Below are 21,479 nucleotides of genomic sequence, written 5' to 3'. Positions count from 1 at the left end.
TTTCGCTATCCGGCGACGCCCTCGGCGCGGGCCGCGGCGGCGACGGCCGCGGCCACAGCGGGGGCCACCCGCTCGTCGAGTGGGCTGGGCACGATGCGGTCAGCGGCCAGATCGTCGCCCACCACCGAGAGGATCGCCTCGGCGGCGGCGATCTTCATGCCCTCGGTGATACGGCGGGCGCCGGCGTCCAGCGCTCCGGCGAAGACGCCGGGGAAGGCGAGGACGTTGTTGATCTGATTCGGGAAGTCGCTGCGTCCGGTCGCGACGATCGCCGCGTACTTGGCGGCCACGTCTGGATGGATCTCCGGGTCGGGATTCGACATCGCGAAGACGATCGCGTCGTCGGCCATCGAGGCGATGAGCTTCTCGTCGACGGTCCCCGCGGAGACGCCGAGGAAGACGTCGGCGCCGTCGAGGGCTTCGGCGACACCGCCGGTGAGCCCGCGCGGATTGCTCCAGGCGGCGACCTCGTTCTTGTACTCGACCATGTCGGTGCGGTCGGTGCCGACGATGCCCTTGGAGTCGAGCACCACGATGTCGTCCACGCCCGCGGCTTTGAGGATCTTGGCGCACGCCACCCCGGCCGCGCCGGCGCCCGAGACGACCACCTTGAGTCCGGCGAGCTCACGGCCCAGGAATCGGACCGCGCCCTTGAGGGCTGCGAGGACGACGATCGCCGTGCCGTGCTGGTCGTCGTGCATCACCGGGCAGTCGAGCGCCTCGATGACGCGGCGCTCGATCTCGAAGCAGCGCGGCGCCGAGATGTCCTCGAGGTTCACCGCGCCGAAGCTGGGCCGCAGCCGGACGAGCGTCTCGACGATCTCGTCGGGGTCGGTGGTGTCGAGCACCAGGGGGATGGAGTTCAGGCCCGCGAAGGTGCGGAACAGGGCGGCCTTGCCCTCCATGACCGGCAGCGAGGCGCGCGGGCCGATGTCGCCCAGCCCCAGGACGGCGGTGCCGTCCGACACCACCGCCACCAACCGGTCGGTCCAGGTGTAGTCGTTGACGAGTTCGGGTTCCCGGTGGATCGCGCGCGATACCTGCGCCACGCCGGGTGTGTAGGCGATCGAGAGATCGCGCTGGGTGGCGATGGGGGCGCTCAGTTCGACGGACAGTTTGCCGCCGCGGTGCGCGTCGAAGATCTCGTCGTCGGTGATGGGCATGTCGGTGGTCTCCGGCTCGCTCGGTGCAGCGATCGTCTCGTCTGCCGTACTGGTCACTGTGTCTCCTCGATGCGGACGCCGTTGTCCGTTGTCAGATCTGCTCCGCGGATGCTGCCGACACGCGCAGAGGTGAAGGGCGCCGCGGAGTGTGTGCAGCGTATTCGTCTCGGCGGCACGGTGGCGCCGAACGGTCGCGTCGTCGCGCAAGTCACATCGCGGGGAGGGTCGCTCGGCCGTCGACGGTGGCGGTGACGCCCGCGTCGAAGAGGATGGAGCCGACGCGGCACGGATGAGATTGTGCCATCGGCGCGCACGAGAAGTGCACGCGCCTGCGGGGTCGCCTCCCCGATGCGGCCGTCGAGGCCGCCGAGCGCTAACATACAACTTGTGTCTATGACGTATTCATCCGCGGACCGCGTGTACGACGAGGTCAAGGAATTGATCCTGACCTGCGACCTTCCCGGCGGGGAGATGATCAGCGAGGGCGAGATCGCCACTCGGTTCGACGTGAGTCGCACACCGGTCCGCGAGGCCTTCCTACGGCTGGCCGCCGAGGGCTGGATGCGTCTGTACCCGAAGCGCGGCGCGCTCATCGTCCCGATCGGCGAAGGCGAGGCCCGGGACGTCCTCGACGCCCGTGTGCTGCTCGAGACTCACGCGATGGAGTCAGTGTCGGGCGACACCGTGGCCATCGCCGCACTGGTCGGCCGACTGGAGGACAACCTCTCGCGGCACCGGCTGGTGGATCCGGCCGACGCGTCGGAGTTCGCGCGGCTCGACGCCGAGTTCCACCAGCTGATCGTCGCCGCCGGGCGCAACGGGCTGTTGGCCGACTTCTACGTCTCGCTGGGCGAACGGCACCGTCGGATGACGGCCGAGCGACTGCGTCACGACCCCGGAATCACCGAACGCATCGTGGCCGATCACGCCGACCTCGCGCAGGTGGTCGGAGCGGCCGACGCCGCCCGTTTCGCGTCGCTGCTGACCGCACACCTCACCGGTGTCCACGGCACGGACGGAAGCGCGGCATGAGCGCGGCCGAACGCGCACGCGGCGCGGTCGCCGGGTGGCCCGCGGTCTCGCTGGCGGTCTTCACCGCGGCATGGGGCGGCAATGAGTTCACACCGCTGCTGGTCATGTACCGGACCGCATCGCAGATGTCGGCGGTGGTGGTGGACGCCCTGCTGTTCCTGTACGTGTTGGGCATCGTCCCGGCACTGCTGGTCGGCGGACCGCTGTCGGATCGGCTCGGCCGCCGCGCGCTGATGCTGCCGTCGCCGGTGATCGCGGCGGCCGGGTCCGTCCTCCTGGCGCTCGGCGAGCACTCGGTTCCGCTGTTGGCCGCCGGCCGCGTGCTGAGCGGCGTGGCGCTGGGTCTGGCGATGGCGGTCGGCGGAACGTGGATCAAGGAACTGTCGGACCGGGCGGGCGATCCGCCGTCGGCCGGTGCCCGACGCGCCGCGTTGAGCCTGACCGCGGGCTTCGGGATCGGTGCCGGCCTGGCGGCCGTGCTCGCGCAGTGGGCTCCGCTGCCGGGACAGCTGTCGTACCTGGTCAACGTCGCACTCGCGGTGGCCTCGCTCGGTCTGATCCTGCGGACGCCGGAGACCCGGCCGCGTGCCTCGGACGGTCGGCTGCGGGACGCGATGCGCATTCCCTCGGCGATGAAGCCGCGGTTCTGGCTGCTCGTGGCGCCGGTGGCGCCGTGGGTCTTCGGCGCCTGCGCGATGGCTTATGCGGTGATTCCCGCGATGATGGCCGAACACACGCCCGGCACCGCGATCGCGTTCGCCGGTCTCTGCTGCGTCGCGGGACTCACGGCGGGCTTCTTCATCCAGACCCTCGGCAAGCGGATCGACCGCCCGGGGTCGGTGCGCACCCTGCTCGTGGCACTGGGTCTGGTGGCGGTGGGGATGGCGCTGGCGATCGTCGTCGTGCTGCACCCGTCGATCGTGCTCGCGGTGGTGACCGCCATAGTCCTGGGCTGCGGCTACGGCATGGCGCTCATCTCGTGCCTCATGGAGGTCCAGCGTCTCGCCGGACCCGACGATCTCGCCGGGCTCACCGCCGTCTTCTACACCCTGACTTATCTCGGATTCGCCTCGCCGGCTGTGATGGCCTGGGTCGTCGAGCGTTTCCCGTCGATCAGCTATCCCGAGATGTTCGGAGCGGGAATCGCGATGACCGCACTCGGGGCCGCGGTGGTCTCCCTCGCGAACCGCACGCGAGCGGCCGGTCCGCAGACCGTGGAGCCGGCCGAGCAGACCGTGGACCTCGAACGCGTCTGAAGCGGCTCCCGTACCCGCCCCGGGAGAGGGGGTGACATGATTTCGCGCATGGTTCCGACCAAGATCACCGGACCGCTGAACGCGGTGCTCGCGCGTCTGCCGGAGAGCGCCGCAGATCACCTCGTCCTCGGGTACCGGATGGTCCGCGCGATAGCGGTCAGCAATGTCAGCGACCGTGCGATGACCCTCGCGGCGCAGGCGTTCACCTCCATCCTCCCGGTGCTGTTGCTGCTGACCACGATTCCCGGAGACGGCGTCCTGGACCGAACGATCATGATGTTCAGCCTCGACGGACTCGTCCTGGGACACCCGGATTCGCCGGGGTCGTACGCGTCGTTCGGCATCGCGGGCGCCTTCATGACCATCGTGTCCGCGACTTCGCTCGCCCGCGCCCTCGACCGCATGTACGTCGGCGTCTGGGGTGTGCGGTCCACCGGGCTGCGCGGCTGGTGGCGGTGGCTCACCGTGGTCGCGGTACTCGCCCTCGCGACCACGGCGCAGGCGGTCGTCGTGCTCGACTACAACGAGGACGGCGGACGCATGGTGTTCGCGCTGATCTGGACCTTCGTCATCTGGATGCTGGCGTGGACCGCGGTCCCGCGGATTCTGACGGTGCGACAGCTGGCCGCACCCGACCTGTGGAGCATCGGCGCCCTGGCCGGCGCCGGACTGACGGTCTTCATGGCGATCACGCAGATCGGCTACGCGCAGGTCTTCCACTCCGCGCGCGCCTCGTTCGGATCGCTGGGCATGGTCTTCGCGGCCATCGGCTGGCTGTTCGTGTTCACCGCGATCGTCGTCGTCGCGACAGTTCTGGCACAGGTGATCCGCACGCCGAACGACTCGGACGACGCCTTGGTCGAGGAACCGGTGGAGCTGCGCTCCGACTACGCGTCCGGATAACCGTTCGGATTCTGCGACTGCCAGCGCCAGACGTCGGCGCACATGTCGTCGATGCCGCGGCCGGCGTGCCAGCCGAGTTCCCGATTCGCTTTCGACGGATCGGCCCAGTTCGCCGCCAGATCGCCCGGCCGGCGTGCGACCACCTCGTACGGAATCGTCCGGCCGCTGGCGCGCTCGAAGGCCGCGACCAACTGCAGCACCGACACCGGCTCACCGCTGCCCAGGTTCCACACCGACAGCGCGTCGGCGGTCTCACCGAGCCGGTCGAGTGCGGCGATGTGGCCGGCGGCCAGGTCCTCGACGTGGATGTAGTCGCGGACGCCGGTGCCGTCGACGGTGTCATAGTCGTCGCCGAACACCGACAGCTTCTCCCTGCGTCCGACAGCCACCTGTGCGACGAAGGGCATCAGATTGTTCGGCAGCCCGTTCGGATCCTCACCGATGCGGCCGCTGGCGTGCGCGCCGACCGGATTGAAGTAGCGCAGCAGGGCGATCCGCCAGGAGTCGTCGGCGAGGGCGAGATCGCGCAGCACCTGCTCGATCATCACCTTGGTCCAGCCGTACGGATTGTTCGCCGACGTCGGCATGTCCTCGGTGCGCTGGAGCACCGGGTTCTCGCCGTACACCGTGGCGGAGGAGGAGAAGACGAACTTCCGCACGCCGCGGGCGTCCATCGCGCGGAGCACGCTGAACGCGGTGTCGAGGTTGTTCCGGTAGTACTTCAGCGGCTCGGAGACCGATTCCCCGACCGCCTTGAATCCCGCGAAATGGATGACGGCGTCGATGTCCTCGGCGGCGAAGATCGCGGCGGTGGCCGCCTCGTCGGTCAGGTCCACGCGGTGCACCTTGATCGACTGTCCGCTCAGTTCCTCGAGCCGGTCGATCACCGCGGGCTTGGCGTTGCTGAAATCATCGGCGATCAGGACGTCGTGCCCCGCCGCCAGCAGTTGCAGGACGGTGTGCGAACCGATGTAACCGGCGCCGCCGGTGACGAGTACGCGCATGAGTGTCGGGTCTCCGATCAATCGAGGATCTGCTGAGTTCGGGCGTAGGCGGCTTCCACGCCCTCCTTGTGCGGCGCCCACCAGTCGCGGTTCTCGCGGTACCACGCGATCGTCGCGGCGAGGCCGGAGGCGAAATCGGTGTACGCCGGCCGCCACCCGAGTTCGGTGCGGAGGCGGTGGGAGTCGATCGCGTACCGGCGGTCGTGGCCGGCGCGGTCGGTGACGAAGTCGAAGGCGTCGGCGGGCTGTCCGAGCGCGGTCAGAATCGCCTCGACCACCGTGCGGTTGTCGACCTCGCCGTCGGCGCCGATCAGATAGGTCTCACCGATCCGACCGCGGTCGACGACGGCCCAGACGGCGTCGTTGTGGTCGTCGACGTGGATCCAGTCGCGGACGTTGCGCCCGTCGCCGTAGAGCTTGGGCCGCACCCCGGTCAGCACGTTCGTGATCTGACGCGGAATGAACTTCTCGATGTGCTGATACGGCCCGTAGTTGTTCGAGCAGTTCGAGATGGTGGCGGCGATGCCGAACGACCGGACCCACGCGCGGACCAGCATGTCGCTGCCGGCCTTCGTGGAGCTGTACGGGCTCGACGGGTTGTAGGCCGTCTCCTCGGTGAAACGCGACGGATCGTCGAGGTCGAGGTCGCCGTAGACCTCGTCGGTGCTGATGTGGTGGAGGCGCACGCCATGCCTACGGACTGCTTCGAGCAGCGTGTACGTGCCTACGAGATTGGTCTGGACGAATGCCGACGGGTCGGCGAGCGAATTGTCGTTGTGCGATTCGGCCGCGAAGTTCACCACGAGATCCGATTCGGCGACGAGCGGATCGACGGCCGCGGCGTCGGCGATGTCGCCGCGGACCACCCGGATCCGGTCGGCCACCGGTTGCAGCGTCGACGGGTTCGCGGCGTAGGTGAACTTGTCGAGAACGGTCAGCTGGGCGTCGGGCCGGGTGGCCAGTGTCCGCAGCACGAAGTTGGCTCCGATGAAACCGGCTCCGCCGGTCACCAGCACTCGCATACGGGTTCCCCCGGATCCGGGCATCGCTGCCCCGTGGCTTCGAAATCTGTCGCGGCCAACTGTACCGATAGGCTGATCGCATGCGCGGAATCATCCTCGCCGGCGGCACCGGGAGCAGGCTTCACCCGATCACGCTGGGTGTGAGCAAACAGCTGGTCCCGGTGTACGACAAGCCGATGATCTACTACCCGCTCTCGACGCTGATGCTCGCCGGGATCCGGGACATCCTGGTCATCACCACGCCCGGCGACCGCGCCGCCTTCGAACATCTCCTCGGCGACGGCGAGCGGTTCGGCGTCTCGATCAGCTACACCGTTCAGCCCGAACCGGAGGGCCTCGCGCAGGCCTTCCTGCTCGGTGCCGATCACATCGGCGACGATTCCGTCGCGCTGGTCCTCGGCGACAACATCTTCTACGGTCCGGGGCTGGGTTCGCAGCTCAAGGGATTCGACGGGCTCGAGGGCGGTGCGATCTTCGCCTACCGGGTCGCCGATCCCAGCGCGTACGGTGTCGTCGAGTTCGACTCGGCGGGGAACGCGGTGTCGTTGGAGGAGAAGCCCGCGAGGCCGAAGTCGCGCTACGCGGTGCCGGGGCTGTACTTCTACGATAACGACGTGGTCGACATCGCCGCCGGCCTACGGCCCTCCGCGCGCGGCGAATACGAGATCACCGACGTCAACGCGGAGTACCTGCGGCGCGGAAAGCTCCGGGTCACGGTGCTGCCGCGCGGCACGGCCTGGCTCGACACCGGCACCTTCGACGGTCTGCTCGACGCCGGGAACTTCGTCCGGACGGTGGAGCAGCGGCAGGGGCTCAAGATCGCGGTGCCCGAAGAGATCGCTTGGCGGCTGGGATACCTCGACGACGAGCGGCTCCGCGCGACCGCCGTGCCCCTTGTGAAATCCGGTTACGGAAGTTATCTGCTCGACCTGCTCGAGCGCGGACGGGAGTTGTGAGCGTGGATGTACGACCGCTGAGCATCGACGGCGCGTGGGCCTTCACCCCCGTGCTTCACGGCGACGATCGCGGAGTGTTCCTGGAAGCCTTCAAAGCCGACGTGGTCGCCGAGACCATCGGCCGACCGTTCCAGCTCGCCCAGGTCAACACCTCGGTGTCGGCGGCGGGCGTGGTCCGGGGCATCCACTTCTCCGATGTGCCGCCGAGTCAGGCCAAGTACGTGACCTGCTCTGCGGGGGCGGTGCTCGACGTGGTCGTCGACATCCGCGTCGGCTCGCCGACCTTCGGCCGCTGGGACGCGGTGCTGCTCGACGACAACGACCGCCGCGCCGTCTACCTCTCGGAGGGATTGGGCCACGCCTTCTGCTCCCTGCAGGACGGATCGGTCGTCACCTATCTGTGCTCCACCGGATATCGCCCGGGCAGCGAGCACGGCATCGACCCGATGGACCCCGAACTCGGCATCGAATGGCCGAAGATCGCCCGCGACGGCTCTCCGCTGGAGTACGTGCTGTCGGAGAAGGACTCCGCCGCGCCGGGCCTGTCGCAGGCTCGGGAGTCGGGATTGCTGCCGAGTCTCGACGCGGTGCGCGAGTTCCTGACGGACTGAGCTCGAGTCAGGAAATTTTGGCTCCCGGAAGGGTCTGAGAGACCGTTCCGGGAGCCAAAATTTTCGGCGGAGGTCAGCCCAGGGACGGGAACGGCGGGAGCGCGGGGGTGAAGAGCCAGTCCTGCCAGATGTCGTTCAGCGACGATGTGGAGAAGGTGGAGGCGAGCGCGATGAAGTCCTCGGTGGTCACGCAGCCGTAGGCGTACTTCTCCGTCCACCGGCGGAGGAGAGCGAAGAACTCGCCGTCGCCGATCCGCAGACGCAGCGCGTGCAAGGTCATCGCGCCGCGCTTGTAGACCCAGTCCTCGAACATCTCCTCGGCGCCGGGGTCGGCGAGCGGGACGCGGACCGGCGCGGCGGCGAGCTTGGTGTAGTAGTGCCGCGCCCACTCGTCGGCCGACCTGCCGCCGGAGTGCTGGCTCCACAGCCACTCGGCGTAGCAGGCGAAGCCCTCGTGCAGCCAGATGTCGCGCCAGCGCGCGACCGTCACCGAGTTGCCGAACCACTGATGCGCGAGCTCGTGCGCGACGAGGCGCTCGTGTTCCCGAGTGCCGTTGCAGTGGTTGGCGCCGAAGGTGGAGAAGCCCTGAGATTCGAGGGGGATGTCGAGGTCGTCCTCGGTGACGACGGCAGTGTATTCGCGGAACGGATACGGGCCGAACATCTCGATGAAGGCGCGCATCATCTGCGGCTGCCTGGCGAAGCTCACGTCGAACCGAGCGCGGAGCGTGGGCGGGACCAGCGCATGCACCGGCACCGGTTCCTCCGCCATCGTCCGGTGTTCGTACTGTCCGATCTGAATAGCGGCCAGGTAGGTCGCCATCGGCTCCACCTGTTCGTACACCCAGGTGGTCTGCGCGGCGCGGCGGCGTTTGGACGCGAGCCGGCCGTTCGCGAGCGCAAAGTACGGGCTGTCGGTGGTGATCTCGATGCGGAACGGCGCCTTGGCCTCGGGATGGTCGTCGCAGGGGAACCACGACGGCGCGCCGTTCGGCTGATTGGCGCACAGCGAGCCGTTGTCGAGTTCCTCCCATCCGACGTCGCCGAAGGGACCCCGTATCGGCCGGGGACTGCCGCGGTAGCGCACCTCCACCGTCAGCGCACCGCCCGGCGGCACCGGCGCCGGCGGCGTGATCGACAGCTTGCCGAGCCGGTGGGAGAAGCGTGCGCGCCGGTCGTTGACCGTCACGCGGTCCACGCGCATGCCCGTCGCGAGGTCGAGGCTGAAACGGTTCAGCTGCTGGTACGACGACGCGGTGATGACCGCGGTCCCGGACAGCCTGTTGCTGCTGACCCGGTACTCGAGGTGCAGATCGTAGCGGGAGACGCGGTACCCGAGGTTGCCGTTGCGGGGAAGGTACGGATCCAACTCATGGGAAGCCGCACTGAGTTTGGGGGTGTGCCACGCGGACTTCTCGATCTTGCCTGGCACAGACAGCCTTCCCGTTGGTCGATTGGCGCGGCAATTCGAGCCTACCGCTGAACCTGCGACGCCGCGTGACGACGGTCAGCGCGGCCACGGCGTGATCGGATTGCCCTGCCAGCGCGTGTGCGCCGGAACCACGTCGCCGCGCATCACGAGCGACGCGGGCCCGACCGTCGCCGACGTCTCGATGCCGGAGGCCGGCAGCGCCACGCAATGCGGGCCGAGTGTGGCACCCGCCGCGAGGGTCACCGAATCGATCGCCATCACGCGGTCGTGGAACAGATGCGTCTGCACCACGCAGCCGCGCTGGACGGTCGCGCCGTCGCCGAGCGTCACCAGGTCGGCTTCGGGCAGCCAGTACGACTCGCACCACACGCCGCGGCCGATGCGCGCGCCCAGCGCCCGCAGCCACAGGTTGAGCACCGGGGTGCCGGCCGCGGCGTTGGCGAACCAGGGGGCGGCGACCGTCTCGACGAAGGCGTCGGAGAGTTCGTTGCGCCAGACGAACGAACTCCACAGCGGATGCTCCGATGCGCGGATGCGCCCCACGACCGTCCATTTGGCGATCGCCGCGATCACGCCCGCGACCGCTCCCGCCGCCAGCAGGGTCAGCCCGCTGCATGCGGCGGCCACCAGCACGTTCGTCGTCACGGCCAGCGACTGCAGCGCGAACAGCACCCCGACCCCGATACCGAACGAGACCATCACCGCGATGATCCGCAGAGTCTCGACCACCCCGCGCGCCACGCGGAGCCGGGTGGGCGGGGCGAAGGTCCGTGACGTGTCGGACTCCGACGCCGTCCGCCGTAACCGCACCGGCGGGCTGCCGAGCCAACTCGACCCGCTCTTGGACTTCGTCGGCGCGGACGACAGCACCGCCACCAGCGAATTCTTCGGCAGCTTGCGCGAGGGTGCCACCATGCCGGAGTTGCCGAGGAAGGCCCGCTTGCCGACCTTGGCCTCGCCGACGCGCATCCAGCCGCCCCCGAGTTCGTACGACGCCATCAGCGTGTCGTCGGCGAGGAACGAGTCGTCGCCGACACTGGTGAACTTCGGGATCACCAGCGCGGTGGAGATCTCCGTCCCCCGGCCGATCCGGGCGCCCAGGGCGCGGAACCACCAGGGGGTGAGCAGGCTCGCGTACAGCGGGAACAGGTAGGTGCGCGCCGAGTCCACGAGCCGTTCGGTGGCCCACACCTGCCACCCGATGCGCGACCGGACGGGGTACACCCCGGCGCGCATGCCGATCGACAGCAGCCGCACCGCCACCAGGATGAGCAGCGCGAACGCGGCCATCGCGGCCACGGCGGCGACCGGCGCCATCGCCAGGCCGCGTGCCGCGGCGGCGCCCATCGAGTCCGCGGGCAGCGCCCAGGAGCCGATCACGGTGAGCCCGACGGCCAGCGACACCAGCGGTATCCCGGAGATGAGGAAGGCGCTGCACGCATATACCGGCACCCACCGGCGACGCCGCGGGGGCCGGTGCTCGGGCCAGTCGGCTTTCGCTTTGCCGACTTTGGCGGCCGGCGAGCCCGCCCACCGCTGTCGCGACTTCACCTTCCCGCGCACCGCCGATCCCGGGTCGACGATCGCGTCGCGTCCCACGGTGGCGCCCGGGAACAGCGTCGAGCGCGATCCGACGGTGGCGCCGGGCTTGATCGCGATCGGACCGATCACGAGCTCGTCTCCGTCGATCCACCAGCCGGCGAGGTCGACCTCCGGCTCCACGGCGGCGCCGTCGCCGATCTCCAGCAGCCCGGTGACCGGCGGCAGCGAGTGCAGGTCGACGCCGCGGCCGATGCTCGCACCGAGCGCCCGTGCCAGCGTCGGGAGCCACGGGGCTCCCGAGAGATTGTGGGTGCCGCTGGCCTGCATCAAGCGTTCGGCGGCCCACAGGCGCACGTGGACGGATCCGCCGCGCGGATACGTGCCGGGACCGACCCCCGCGAGCAGGGCGCGAGCTCCGGCGGCGGCGATCACCAACCGGCCGAAGGGGGTCACGAACACCAGGAACGCGACGATCAGCAGCCACCAGTTCACCGACGCCAGCCACGGCGCGGAGTAGCCGAGGGCGTCGGCGGCGGCGCGACCGACGTTGTTCGCGACGCCCAGCCAGGTGATCCACTGGATGCCGGTGAGCGTGGCGAGTGGGATGGATGCGGCCGCCTGCGCGAATCCGGTGGACCGCGGCACCGGCGTCACCGACCGCGGTGCGACGGTGGCGCCGGGTGCCAGGGAGTCGAGGAGCTCGGCCAGCGAGCCGAGCCGGGGGTGGTCGTAGAGGTCGGCGACGGTGATCTCGGGGTAACGGGCGCGCAGTGCCGTCACCAGCTGAGCTGCGGAGAGCGATCCGCCGCCCTCGGCGAAGAAGTCGGCTTCGGCCGAGTCGACACCGACGCCCAGCACCGCCGTCCACTGTTCGGCGAGCCACGCCTCGGTGGGTGTGAGATCGCCGCCGCCGTCCGAGGAGTCCGTGCCCGGCACCGGCCAGGGCAGCGCGTCGCGGTCGACCTTGCCCGAGGTGCGGGTGGGCAGCTCGTCCATGAGGACCAGCCGGGGCACCAGCGCGGCGGGCAGGTCCTCGCGCAGCAGCGCTTGCGCGGCCGCGACGTCGAAACTCGGGTCGGCCGACGCGAGATAGCCCACCAGCAGGGCGTTCCCGGTGGCTGTCTTGCGGACGGCGGCCGCCGCACCGCTGACCCCGGGGAGATTCTGGAGCGCGTTGTCGACTTCGCCGAGTTCGATGCGCCGTCCGCCGATCTTGACCTGATCGTCCGCCCGGCCGACGAAGTCGAGACCGTCGTCGCACATCCGCACCAGGTCGCCGCTGCGATAGGCGCGAGCCCAGCCGAGCGAGGGCATCGGCGAATACTTCTCCGCGTCCTTGACCGGGTCGAGGTAGCGGGCCAGCCCCACGCCGCCGATCACGAGTTCGCCAGTCTGCCCCGGCTCCACCGGTTGTTGGTCGGCTCCCACCACCGCGAGGTCCCAGCCGCGCAGCGGCAGACCGATCCGCACCGGCCGTCCCCGGTGCATCTGCGCGGCGCAGGCCACCACGGTGGCCTCGGTGGGGCCGTAGGTGTTCCACAGTTCCCGGTCGTCCGTCGCGAGACGGTCGGCCAGTTCGGGAGGGCACGCCTCACCCCCGAAGATCAGCAGACGGACGGCTTCGAGGGCCTCGGCCGGCCACATCGCCGCCAGGGTGGGGACGGTCGAGACGACGTTGATGTCGCGCTTCACCAGCCACGGACCGAGGTCCATTCCGGAACGGACGAGCGCCCGCGGCGCGGGTACGAGGCAGGCGCCGTTGCGCCACGCCAGCCACATCTCCTCGCAGGACGCGTCGAAGGCGACCGAGAGGCCGGCGAGCACGCGGTCGCCGGGTCCGAGCGGTTCGTCCTGCAGGAACAGCTGGGCCTCCGCGTCGACGAACGCGGCGGCGTTGCGGTGGGTCACCGCCACGCCCTTCGGCTTCCCGGTGGAGCCGGAGGTGAAGATGATCCACGCGTCGTCGGCGGTGGTCGCCGGGGACGACAGGAGTGCGGGGTCGTGATCGGTGCGGGTCTCGCGGTCGGTGCGCCGATGGACGCCGTCGGCGTCGATGATCGCGTCGACGTCGGCCTCGCCGAAGACCAGTCGCGCGCGTTCGTCGGGGTCGTCGGCGTCCACCGGCACGTAGGCCGCGCCCGCGTACAGGGTCGCGAGAATCGCGATGTACAGATGGCGATCGCCCGAGGGCATCCGGATACCCACCCGGTGCCCGCGCCCGATGCCGATCGACGCGAGCCTGCGGGCCACTCGACGCACCAGGACGGCGAGTTCGGAGTACGAGACCATGCGGTCGCCGTCGTCGACGGCCGGCGCGTCCGGGTACCGCTCGGCGGTGGCGGCGAGGATCTCGCACAGGGTGCGCGGAGCCGGTGCCTGGGACGAGAGCAGGTACTCGGGCGGGATCGGCACGGGTGATGGACCTCCGGGAGGCGACGCGAACGAGCAACGGGCCACCACGGCACGTCGAGGTAATTGTGCAACAGGGCGAACGGTCGCGCTGGGCGGCACACGGCGGGTCCGAGCCGGTTTCGCCTGCTCGACGAGCTCACCGGAGCGGACCGTAAGCTGGATCACGTCGGGCCGGCGACGCTCGATCACCGGCACGTATCGATGCTTGTATCACCAGCGCTCAGGAGATGAAACATGGCGGCACCGCTCAAACTCGGACTGAAGGCGTCGGCGGAGCAGTTCGACCCGCGCGAACTGGTCGAGGTCGGCGTGATGGCGGAGGAGTTCGGTCTGGACTCGGTGACGGTCAGCGACCACTTCCAGCCGTGGCGGCACAACGGCGGACACGCCCCGTTCTCCCTCGCGTGGATGGCCGCGGTCGGCGAACGGACGCAGCGACTGCAGATGGGCACCTCGGTACTCACCCCGACCTTCCGCTACAACCCCGCTGTGATCGCCCAGGCGTTCGCGACGATGGCGTGCCTGTACCCCGGCCGGGTGATGCTCGGCGTCGGCACCGGTGAGGCGCTGAACGAGTACGCCACCGGGTTCCAGGGCGACTGGCCGGAGTTCAAGGAGCGCTTCGCGCGCCTGAGGGAGTCGGTCCGCCTGATGCGCGAGCTGTGGACCGGCGAGAAGGTCGACTTCGACGGCGATTACTACCGCACCCAGGGCGCCTACATGTACGACATCCCCGCCGAGCCGGTGCCGGTGTACATCGCGGCGGGCGGTCCGGTGGTGGCCCGGTACGCCGGACGGGCCGGCGACGGTTTCATCTGCACCTCCGGCAAGGGTATGGAGCTGTACACCGAGAAGCTCATCCCGGCGGTGAAGGAGGGCGCCGCCAAGGCCGAGCGGGAGTTCACCGACATCGACCGGATGATCGAGATCAAGATCTCCTACGACCGCGACCCGGAGACGGCCCTCGAGAACACCCGCTTCTGGGCGCCGCTGTCACTGACCCCGGAGCAGAAGCACAGCGTGAACAGCTCGGTGGAGATGGAGCGGCTCGCCGACGAACTCCCGATCGAACAGGTCGCCAAGCGGTGGATCGTCGCGTCGGATCCGGACGACGCGATCGCGCAGATCAAGCCCTATCTCGACGCCGGGCTCAACCATCTGGTCTTCCACAACCCCGGGCACGACCAGCGCCGGTTCCTCGAGTCGTTCACCGCCGACGTGGTGCCGAAGCTGCGCGCGCTGGCCTGACCGGCCGAGGCGTTCCGGGGCACAGACGCCGAACCGTGCCGTCTGTGACCCGTTTCGTGCCACTGGTCCGATACTCCCGCTTGGTCGGACCTGTGGCGACGATGAATGTTTGCAGGTAGGAGGGTTTTCTCGAGGTCGACGGTTCTCCTGCGAGGTCCGATTTGAGAAAGTGCAATGCCTGTCGCGGGGCAAGGCTCTCGGATAGCGTTCCGAAATATGGGCAATGCGAAGGATTCTCGTAGAACTCTTATCAAGAATGCACGGGTGTTCGACGGTCTCGCCGACCGAGCCGCGGACGGAGTCGACGTCCTGATCGACGGACGCACGATCGCCGCGGTGTCCACCGATCCGATCGATGCGCAGTCGGCCGACGCCACGGTGATCGACGCGGGCGGCAAGTTCCTGATGCCCGGTCTGTCCGACGCGCACGTGCATCTGATGGGCAATGCGAACGGCTACCTGGACTTCGTGGCCGGGCCCACCGGCAGCCTGTACACGAACACCCTCGCCGAGGCGAGGCGCATGCTGCACCGAGGGTTCACCACCGTCCGCGACATGGGCGGCGACGTGGCGCCGATCAAGACCTCCATCGACCGCGGCGACTTCGAGGGCCCGCGGATCTTCCCCAGCCAGGCGATGATCTCGCAGACCTCCGGTCACGCCGACTTCGCGTTCGTCTATCAGACTCCGCAGGAGTTCGGCGGCGGCCCCTCGCGGACCGATGAGATCGGCTTCACGCGGGTGGCCGACGGCGTCGACCGGGTGCTGGCCGCGGTGCGCGAGCAACTCCGCAAAGGCGCGAGCCAGATCAAGCTCACCGTCGGAGGTGGCGCCGCGTCGATGTACGACCCGCTGTACACCCTGCAGTTCACGCCGGACGAGATCCGCGCCGCCGTCGCCGCGGCCGCCGATTACGGCACCTATGTGGCGACCCACGTCTACACCGTCGACGGAGTGCGCCGGGCGATCGAGGCCGGTGTGCGGTCCATCGAGCACGGTCACCTGGCGGATGAGGCGACCGTCGCGCTCATCGGGGAAAAGGGTTTGTGGCTGTCGATGCAGCCCTTCGCCGAGGCCGATCACCACTATCCGGACCCCGCGAGAGCGGCGAAGAACACACAGATCTGCGCGGGCACCGAAGCGGTGTACGGCTGGGCGCGCAAGCACGGTGTCCAGGTGGCCTTCGGCACCGATCTGCTGCTGGAGCCCGAAGCGGCGCCCCGGCAGAGCGTGATGGCCGCGCGGCTGGGCGACTACTACTCGAATGTCGAGGCGCTGAAGATGCTCACCTCCGGCAACGCCGCCCTCTTCGAGATGGCCGGTCCGCGCAATCCGTACGCGTCGGCCCGGCTCGGCGTGATCGCCGAGGGCGCGTGGGCCGACCTGCTGTTGATCGACGGCGATCCGATCGCCGACCTCTCGGTGATCGCACAGCCCGACGAGAAGTTCGTCCTGATCGTCAAAGACGGCGTCGTCGTCAAGAACGCGGTGTGAGGACGGACGTGACGATCCAGTACGAGACCGCGGCGTTCGACACCGATCCGCTGCTGCACGGCATCGACCTGGGGGTCGACGCGTCGTGGGGACACATCTACGGTCCCGTCGAAGTGACGGTGCCACGCGGCGGCGTCACCGTTCTGCAGGGGTCGGGCGGCCGCGGCCGGACGGCGTTGCTGCTGACGCTGTGCGGGCGGATGCGCCCGACGAAGGGAACGCTGACGGCCTTCGGCCGCACCGACGACGCCCACCATCTGTTCAATCACTCCGCGATGGCGTTCATCGACGAGGTCGACGGCATCGAGCAGACGATTCGCGTCCGGGACGTGCTCACCGAACAGTTGCGCTGGCACGCGCCCTGGTACCGCTGGGTGAAACAGGCGCGTGAAGACGACCTGGAACGGATCTGCCGTCCGGTGTTCGGGGACGATCTGCAACTGCCGCCGCTGATGTCGTACGTCGAGGAACTGCCCGAGCTGACCGCGGCGCTCTTCCGGATCGCGGTCGCGAACATCGGGAGGTCGGAGCTGCTCGTGGTGGGCGGGGTCGACAACCTGACGCGGGTGGAGAACTCGAATCTGATGCTCGACCGGCTCGTCGCGCTCGGGCGCGAACAGACGGTGGTGACGGCCGACGTGAACGGCGCGCCGGCACACCGGGGACTCGTCCGAGTGGAGCGAGTCGACAATCTGACGGACCGCGAATTCGTCCGGCTCGAGCCGGCAGATCGGAATATCTGACATGCTCGCCGCCTTTTCGCCGGGAAGCGATTTCAAGCGTTACTACCGCGGGCGGATGCCACGGCTCGCGCTGGCCGTCATCATCCTGATGCCGCTGCTCTACGGTGCGCTCTACCTGTGGGCGTTCTGGAACCCGTTCAACGCCGTCGACAAGATCCCGGTGGCTCTGGTGAACCTGGACAAGGGCGCCGAAGTGATGGGGAACAAGCTCGACGCCGGCGACCAAGTGGTGCAGGGGCTCATCGACTCGAAGCAGCTCGACCTGCACGTGGTGTCCGAGGAGGAGGGCGCCCAGGGTGTCGCCGACGGCAAGTACTACTTCTCGATCACCCTGCCCGAGGACTTCAGCGCCAAGGTGGCCTCGCCGACGTCGAGCGAGCCCGGCTCGGCCGAGCTGATCTTCACCTACAACGACGCGAACAACTACCTCGCGACCATCATGGGCCAGGACGCCGCGCAGCAGGTGGTCAACAAAGTGTCGGCGCAGGTCGGTTCCCAGACCTTCGAGATCGTTCTGAACGACGCGGGGTCGATGGTCGGGAAGCTGACCCAGGCGGCCGACGGGGCCAACGAGCTGAGCGCCGGACTGGTCACCGCGCACGACGGCTCGGCGAAGCTGTCGTCGGCGTTGAACGAACTCAACGACGCGATCGTCGAGACGACCGATCCGCTGATGGCGCTCTCGGAATCGCCGGGCCGCGGAATGAGCGCGGCCGAGTTGAGCGCGGCGGCCGACCGGATGAGTCGGACGGCGGCCGGACTGAGCACGATCAGCGGCGGCGCGGCCACCGCGGAGAGCGACGCCTCGCAGGCTCTCGCCCGCGTCACCGCGCAACTGAAGGGACATCCCGACCCCGCGGTCCGCGCTGCAGGTCAGGCGCTCGAGGGCGTGCGCCGCCAGCTGGCGACTCCGCAGCGACCCGATCTGCCGAGCTCGGCTGAGCTGGCGCAGTTGAGCACCGACACCGCCGCGGTCAGCCGCGAGCTCGCCGATCCGTCGAGTCCGGTGCGCATGGCGATGACTCTTCTCGAGCCGGGCGTCATGCACGACGATCTCGTGAAGGTCCGCGCCGGATCGGCCGAACTCAGTTCCGGCGCCGACCAGCTCACCGCCGGTCTCGTCGAACTGTCCTCCGGCTCCAAGGAACTGGCGTCGGGCCTGAACCAGGGCGTCGAAGCGATACCGCACTGGTCCGCCGCGCAGAAGAAGGAACTGGCCGACACCCTCGGGCAGCCGGTCAAGCTCACCGAGAACACCGAGCACGAGGCCGCGACCTTCGGTACCGGTTTCGCACCGTTCTTCTTCTCGCTCGCGCTGTTCGTCGGCTGCATCATCGCCTGGATGCTGTTCACCCCGATCCAGGCTCGGCCGGTGGCGCAGGGACTCGACTCGCTGCGGGTGGTGCTCGCATCCTATGCGCCGACCTTCGCCGTCGGTTTCCTCCAGGCGGCGATCCTGTACGCGGTGGTCGTCTTCGCGATCGGGATGCGCCCGGCGTATCCGGTGGCCACATTCGGCTTCATGCTGCTGATCGTCGCGATGTTCCTGGCGATGATCCAGATGTTCAACGCGCTGTTCGGGCCGGCCGTCGGGCGGGTGGTCACGCTCGCGTTCCTGATGATCCAGCTGACGTCCGCGGGCGGCATCTATCCGGTGCCGACGACGACCCTCCCGTTCCAGTACATCCACTGGGTGGACCCGATGACCTACACGGTCAACGGTCTGCGCCAGCTGACGCTCGGCGGAATCGACCACCGACTGTGGATCGCGATCGCCGTGGTGGCGGGCCTGACCGCGCTGTTCATGGCAGGGTCCACATGGGCGGCACACCGCAACCGCCAATACACGATGGACCGCTTGTATCCGCCAGTCGAGGTCTGACCGGCGCCGAGTTCCCGCGCTGTACCCACCGCTGTTGAAGGAGAAGAGATGCCCAACTCGCGTTCGACCGACTCGATGATCGTCAGTCCCGTGTTCACCCGCGGGGGAGAGGCGACCGAACTGCCTCGGTTCGAGATGCCCGACGAGATGATGCTGCCGGAGACGGCGTATCAGATCGTGCACGACGAGGCGATGCTCGACGGAAACGCCCGGCTCAACCTGGCGACCTTCGTCTCGACCTACATGGACAAGGAGGCGCAACTCCTGTACATGCAGACGGTCGACAAGAACATGATCGACAAGGACGAGTACCCGGCGACGGCGGCGATCGAGGACCGCTGCTGGCGGATCCTCGGCAACCTCTGGCACAACCCCGACGTCGACCAGGCGATCGGCACCTCGACCATCGGGTCGTCGGAGGCCTGCATGCTCGGCGGCCTGGCGCTCAAACGCCGGTGGCAGGCCAAGCGCAAGGCCGCGGGTGAGTCGATCGAGAAGCCGAACCTGGTGATGTCGACAGCGGTGCAGGTGTGCTGGGAGAAGTTCTGCAACTACTTCGAGGTGGAGCCTCGCTGGGTGCCGATCACCGAGGAGCATCTGTTCCTCGACGGCTATGAACTCGAGAAGTACGTCGACGAGAACACGATCGGCGTGGTGGCGATCATGGGCCAGACGTACACGGGCGCGTACGAGCCGGTGAAGGAGATCTCCGCCAAGCTCGACCAGATCCAGAAGGACACCGGCCTCGACGTGCACATCCACGTCGACGGTGCCTCGGGTGCGATGATCGCGCCGTTCTGCCAGCCGGATCTGGAGTGGGACTTCCGCGTCGACCGTGTCGCATCGGTCAGCACCTCCGGCCACAAGTTCGGTCTGGTGTATCCGGGCGTGGGCTGGATCGTGTGGCGCGACGCCGAGGCGCTCCCGGAGAGCATGATCTTCCACTGCAGTTACCTGGGGGGAGACATGCCGACGCTCGCGCTGAACTTCTCCCGGCCGGGCGCCCAGGTGCTGCTGCAGTACTACCAGTTCCTGCGACTGGGGCGGGCGGGCTATGCCGCCGTCCAGCAGGGTTCGCTCGACGTGGCGCAGTACCTGTCGTCGGCGATCGCGGAGATGGGCCCGTTCGAGTTGATCAGCAAGGGCGACACCATCCCGGTGTTCGCGTGGCGGCTCACGAAGGACGCGAACCCGAACTGGAACCTGTACGACCTTCAGGACCGGCTTCGGATGAAGGGCTGGCAGGTGCCCGCCTACCCGCTGGCCGACGATCTCGCCGACATGACGGTGCAACGGATCGTGGTGCGGGCCGGGCTCAGTCACGATCTCGCCGACAAGTTGCTCGACGATCTGCGCGCGGAGGTCGACTTCCTCGAGAAGCTCGACGCGCCGATGCCGCGTGAGGGCAACAACTCGCACTTCCACCACTAGACGTCCGTGGTCCGCTGCTCGTCTCCTCAATGTGGGAGGCGAGCGGCGGGGAGTCGCTCAGGAGACACGTACCGTCCATGACCAATCGCAACGCCACCACGGCGCTGACGAGCCGGATCCTGACACCCTCGGTGGTTCATCAGTGCATCGGCTTCATGATCGGCTCTGCGCTGTTCGCGATCGGCTCGGCTCCCGGTTTCGGGAACTGGGCCGGCGCGTCCGTCGTGAACATCTGCTATTTCGCCGGCTCCTGGTTCTTCACCGGTGCGGCGTTCATCCAACTGGTGCTCAGCGGCAGTCCCACCGTCCCGGTCTCGTATGCGCCGGGGGTGATGGTTCGCGCCGAGTGGTTCGCGGCGGCGACGCAGTTCTTCGGCACGCTGCTGTTCAACGTCAGCACCGGCGGGGCGCTCATGACGCACACCATCCGCGGCGAGAAGCATCTCGTCTGGACTCCGGACGCGGCCGGCTCGGTGGCGTTCCTGGTGAGCGGGTTCTTCGTCCTCGTCGCCTTCTCCCACGCCACGGGACGGATGTGGGCGCCCGGTGACCGGAACTGGTGGTCGGGCCAGATCAACTTCATCGGGTGCGTGGCATTCGGCGTCTCCGCCGTCGCCTCCTACATCACGGTCGGCGGCATCACCGTCGATGCCGTGGCCGCCAACGTGGGCACCTTCGTCGGCGCGATCTGCTTCTTCCTGGCCTCGGCCGTCGTCCTCCCACGGGCATCGGCGGCACGATGACTGCCCGGCCCGCCCCGGACGAGATCAGGGACTGGAGCCGGTCGGTCGGCGTGTGCGACGACGATCCGCCGCTCGTTCTCGGCGGGCGCCAGGGACTGGCGGCCTACCGGGACATGGTGGGCGTCGACCGGCTCGCGAGCACTGACCCGGAGACCTTCGGCGCGGCGATCCATCAGCGCAGGCTGTCGGTGGTGACGGCCACACGGGCGCTGCGCACACCGCTGACGTGGCACGCGGAGGTTTCCGAACCCCCACCGGACGGCGACTTCCTGTTGATCGCGATGCCCGACGCCGCGGGATCGTCCGGCGACCACGTCGTGGTCGTGACCGGCGGCTCGCCGGAACCGCCGTCGTCCGGTGACCTGGCGGACGTGGCCGCGCTGCGGATCCCGGCCGACGAACTGGGAGTCGGGGCGAGGACGCTCGCCACGGCCGGTGTACTCATTCCCGACACCCTGTTGGCGGCGGTCGCGGCGCGCAGTGTCCGCGGGTTCGTCTCATCGGTCATCGCGCGCGATGTGCGGACGCCGACCCTGGCCGCCGAGATCGCGATGATCGACATGCTCTCCGCTGTGGTCGCCGAGACGGGCTGCCGGACCGGGTGA

At 68.8% G+C, this 21,479-nt stretch carries 17 protein-coding genes; 12 read left to right on the top strand and 5 right to left on the bottom strand.

Annotated elements, in window-relative coordinates; all coding sequences use genetic code 11:
- Positions 1–5: 5 nt before the first annotated feature.
- A complete protein-coding gene (locus P5P27_RS17295; protein WP_233500182.1) occupies positions 6–1,163 on the bottom strand; it encodes an NAD(P)-dependent malic enzyme in 1,158 nt (385 codons plus the stop codon).
- Between the two features lie 393 nt (positions 1,164–1,556).
- On the opposite strand from P5P27_RS17295, the gene P5P27_RS17290 reads away from it, so the two are divergent.
- Genes P5P27_RS17290 through P5P27_RS17280 form a run of 3 tightly spaced genes read left to right on the top strand, consistent with a single transcriptional unit; the run spans position 1,557 to position 4,354 of the window.
- Positions 1,557–2,195 (top strand): GntR family transcriptional regulator, encoded by a 639-nt coding sequence (locus P5P27_RS17290; protein ID WP_222111458.1) that lies wholly within the window; start codon positions 1,557–1,559, stop codon positions 2,193–2,195.
- Entirely contained in the window at positions 2,192–3,451 is a 1,260-nt protein-coding gene (locus P5P27_RS17285) for an MFS transporter (protein ID WP_278125244.1), read from the top strand. Before P5P27_RS17290 ends, P5P27_RS17285 begins: the two co-directional genes overlap by 4 nt.
- 36 nt (positions 3,452–3,487) lie before the next feature.
- Positions 3,488–4,354 carry a YihY/virulence factor BrkB family protein gene (locus tag P5P27_RS17280; protein ID WP_278125243.1) on the top strand — a complete coding sequence of 289 codons (867 nt, stop codon included), beginning with the start codon at positions 3,488–3,490 and terminating at the stop codon, positions 4,352–4,354.
- On the opposite strand, the gene galE is transcribed toward P5P27_RS17280, so the two are convergent.
- Positions 4,339–5,358 (bottom strand): UDP-glucose 4-epimerase GalE, encoded by a 1,020-nt coding sequence (gene galE, locus P5P27_RS17275; RefSeq protein ID WP_278125241.1) that lies wholly within the window; start codon positions 5,356–5,358, stop codon positions 4,339–4,341. The genes P5P27_RS17280 and galE overlap by 16 nt on opposite strands.
- Positions 5,359–5,375: 17 nt before the next feature.
- Positions 5,376–6,380 (bottom strand): dTDP-glucose 4,6-dehydratase, encoded by a 1,005-nt coding sequence (rfbB, locus tag P5P27_RS17270; RefSeq protein WP_278127464.1) that lies wholly within the window; start codon positions 6,378–6,380, stop codon positions 5,376–5,378.
- An 80-nt stretch (positions 6,381–6,460) separates the two neighbouring features.
- Here rfbB and rfbA point away from each other — a divergent pair, with 80 nt between their 5' ends.
- Positions 6,461–7,336, top strand: a complete 876-nt coding sequence (rfbA, locus tag P5P27_RS17265; protein ID WP_006897975.1) for a glucose-1-phosphate thymidylyltransferase RfbA — start codon at positions 6,461–6,463, stop codon at positions 7,334–7,336.
- Between the two features lie 2 nt (positions 7,337–7,338).
- Complete coding sequence (locus P5P27_RS17260) at positions 7,339–7,947, top strand: dTDP-4-dehydrorhamnose 3,5-epimerase family protein (protein WP_278125238.1); 609 nt, start codon at positions 7,339–7,341, stop codon at positions 7,945–7,947.
- Positions 7,948–8,020: 73 nt separating this feature from the next.
- Here the strand turns inward: P5P27_RS17260 and P5P27_RS17255 are convergent, their stop codons facing one another.
- Both P5P27_RS17255 and P5P27_RS17250 read right to left on the bottom strand, forming a co-directional pair.
- A complete protein-coding gene (locus tag P5P27_RS17255; RefSeq protein ID WP_411815644.1) occupies positions 8,021–9,379 on the bottom strand; it encodes a M1 family metallopeptidase in 1,359 nt (452 codons plus the stop codon).
- 75 nt (positions 9,380–9,454) lie between these two features.
- Positions 9,455–13,333, bottom strand: coding sequence for a Pls/PosA family non-ribosomal peptide synthetase (locus P5P27_RS17250; RefSeq protein WP_278125237.1), 3,879 nt, complete (start codon positions 13,331–13,333; stop codon positions 9,455–9,457).
- A gap of 234 nt (positions 13,334–13,567) precedes the next feature.
- Here P5P27_RS17250 and fgd point away from each other — a divergent pair, with 234 nt between their 5' ends.
- From fgd to P5P27_RS17215, 7 genes are all read left to right on the top strand, one after another.
- Positions 13,568–14,581 carry a glucose-6-phosphate dehydrogenase (coenzyme-F420) gene (gene fgd, locus P5P27_RS17245; protein ID WP_278125236.1) on the top strand — a complete coding sequence of 338 codons (1,014 nt, stop codon included), beginning with the start codon at positions 13,568–13,570 and terminating at the stop codon, positions 14,579–14,581.
- Positions 14,582–14,797: 216 nt separating this feature from the next.
- Complete coding sequence (locus tag P5P27_RS17240; protein ID WP_006897980.1) at positions 14,798–16,075, top strand: metal-dependent hydrolase family protein; 1,278 nt, start codon at positions 14,798–14,800, stop codon at positions 16,073–16,075.
- Positions 16,076–16,083: 8 nt separating this feature from the next.
- Positions 16,084–16,818, top strand: a complete 735-nt coding sequence (locus P5P27_RS17235; protein ID WP_278125235.1) for an ATP-binding cassette domain-containing protein — start codon at positions 16,084–16,086, stop codon at positions 16,816–16,818.
- 1 nt (position 16,819) lies between these two features.
- Complete coding sequence (locus P5P27_RS17230; RefSeq protein ID WP_278125234.1) at positions 16,820–18,700, top strand: YhgE/Pip domain-containing protein; 1,881 nt, start codon at positions 16,820–16,822, stop codon at positions 18,698–18,700.
- A gap of 48 nt (positions 18,701–18,748) precedes the next feature.
- Complete coding sequence (gad, locus tag P5P27_RS17225; RefSeq protein ID WP_006897983.1) at positions 18,749–20,131, top strand: glutamate decarboxylase; 1,383 nt, start codon at positions 18,749–18,751, stop codon at positions 20,129–20,131.
- A 77-nt stretch (positions 20,132–20,208) separates the two neighbouring features.
- Positions 20,209–20,874, top strand: a complete 666-nt coding sequence (locus P5P27_RS17220) for a hypothetical protein (RefSeq protein ID WP_006897984.1) — start codon at positions 20,209–20,211, stop codon at positions 20,872–20,874.
- Positions 20,871–21,479: a hypothetical protein gene (locus P5P27_RS17215; protein WP_278125233.1), complete on the top strand. Its 609-nt coding sequence runs from the start codon at positions 20,871–20,873 to the stop codon at positions 21,477–21,479. Before P5P27_RS17220 ends, P5P27_RS17215 begins: the two co-directional genes overlap by 4 nt.

Source organism: Gordonia sihwensis (assembly GCF_029632925.1).
Taxonomy (GTDB): Bacteria; Actinomycetota; Actinomycetes; order Mycobacteriales; family Mycobacteriaceae; genus Gordonia; species Gordonia sihwensis.
The sequence above is the reverse complement of the archived record's forward strand: the minus strand, read 5'-3'. Positions and strand labels throughout refer to the sequence as shown.

Excerpts from the sequence above, each read along its gene's own strand:
- P5P27_RS17295 (WP_233500182.1), bottom strand. The coding sequence starts at position 1,163 with ATGCCCATCACCGACGACGAGATCTTCGACGCGCACCGCGGCGGCAAA.
- P5P27_RS17290 (WP_222111458.1), top strand. The coding sequence starts at position 1,557 with ATGACGTATTCATCCGCGGACCGCGTGTACGACGAGGTCAAGGAATTG.
- P5P27_RS17285 (WP_278125244.1), top strand. The coding sequence starts at position 2,192 with ATGAGCGCGGCCGAACGCGCACGCGGCGCGGTCGCCGGGTGGCCCGCG.
- P5P27_RS17280 (WP_278125243.1), top strand. The coding sequence starts at position 3,488 with ATGATTTCGCGCATGGTTCCGACCAAGATCACCGGACCGCTGAACGCG.
- galE (WP_278125241.1), bottom strand. The coding sequence starts at position 5,358 with ATGCGCGTACTCGTCACCGGCGGCGCCGGTTACATCGGTTCGCACACC.
- rfbB (WP_278127464.1), bottom strand. The coding sequence starts at position 6,380 with ATGCGAGTGCTGGTGACCGGCGGAGCCGGTTTCATCGGAGCCAACTTC.
- rfbA (WP_006897975.1), top strand. The coding sequence starts at position 6,461 with ATGCGCGGAATCATCCTCGCCGGCGGCACCGGGAGCAGGCTTCACCCG.
- fgd (WP_278125236.1), top strand. The coding sequence starts at position 13,568 with ATGGCGGCACCGCTCAAACTCGGACTGAAGGCGTCGGCGGAGCAGTTC.
- P5P27_RS17240 (WP_006897980.1), top strand. The coding sequence starts at position 14,798 with ATGGGCAATGCGAAGGATTCTCGTAGAACTCTTATCAAGAATGCACGG.
- P5P27_RS17230 (WP_278125234.1), top strand. The coding sequence starts at position 16,820 with ATGCTCGCCGCCTTTTCGCCGGGAAGCGATTTCAAGCGTTACTACCGC.
- gad (WP_006897983.1), top strand. The coding sequence starts at position 18,749 with ATGCCCAACTCGCGTTCGACCGACTCGATGATCGTCAGTCCCGTGTTC.
- P5P27_RS17220 (WP_006897984.1), top strand. The coding sequence starts at position 20,209 with ATGACCAATCGCAACGCCACCACGGCGCTGACGAGCCGGATCCTGACA.
- P5P27_RS17215 (WP_278125233.1), top strand. The coding sequence starts at position 20,871 with ATGACTGCCCGGCCCGCCCCGGACGAGATCAGGGACTGGAGCCGGTCG.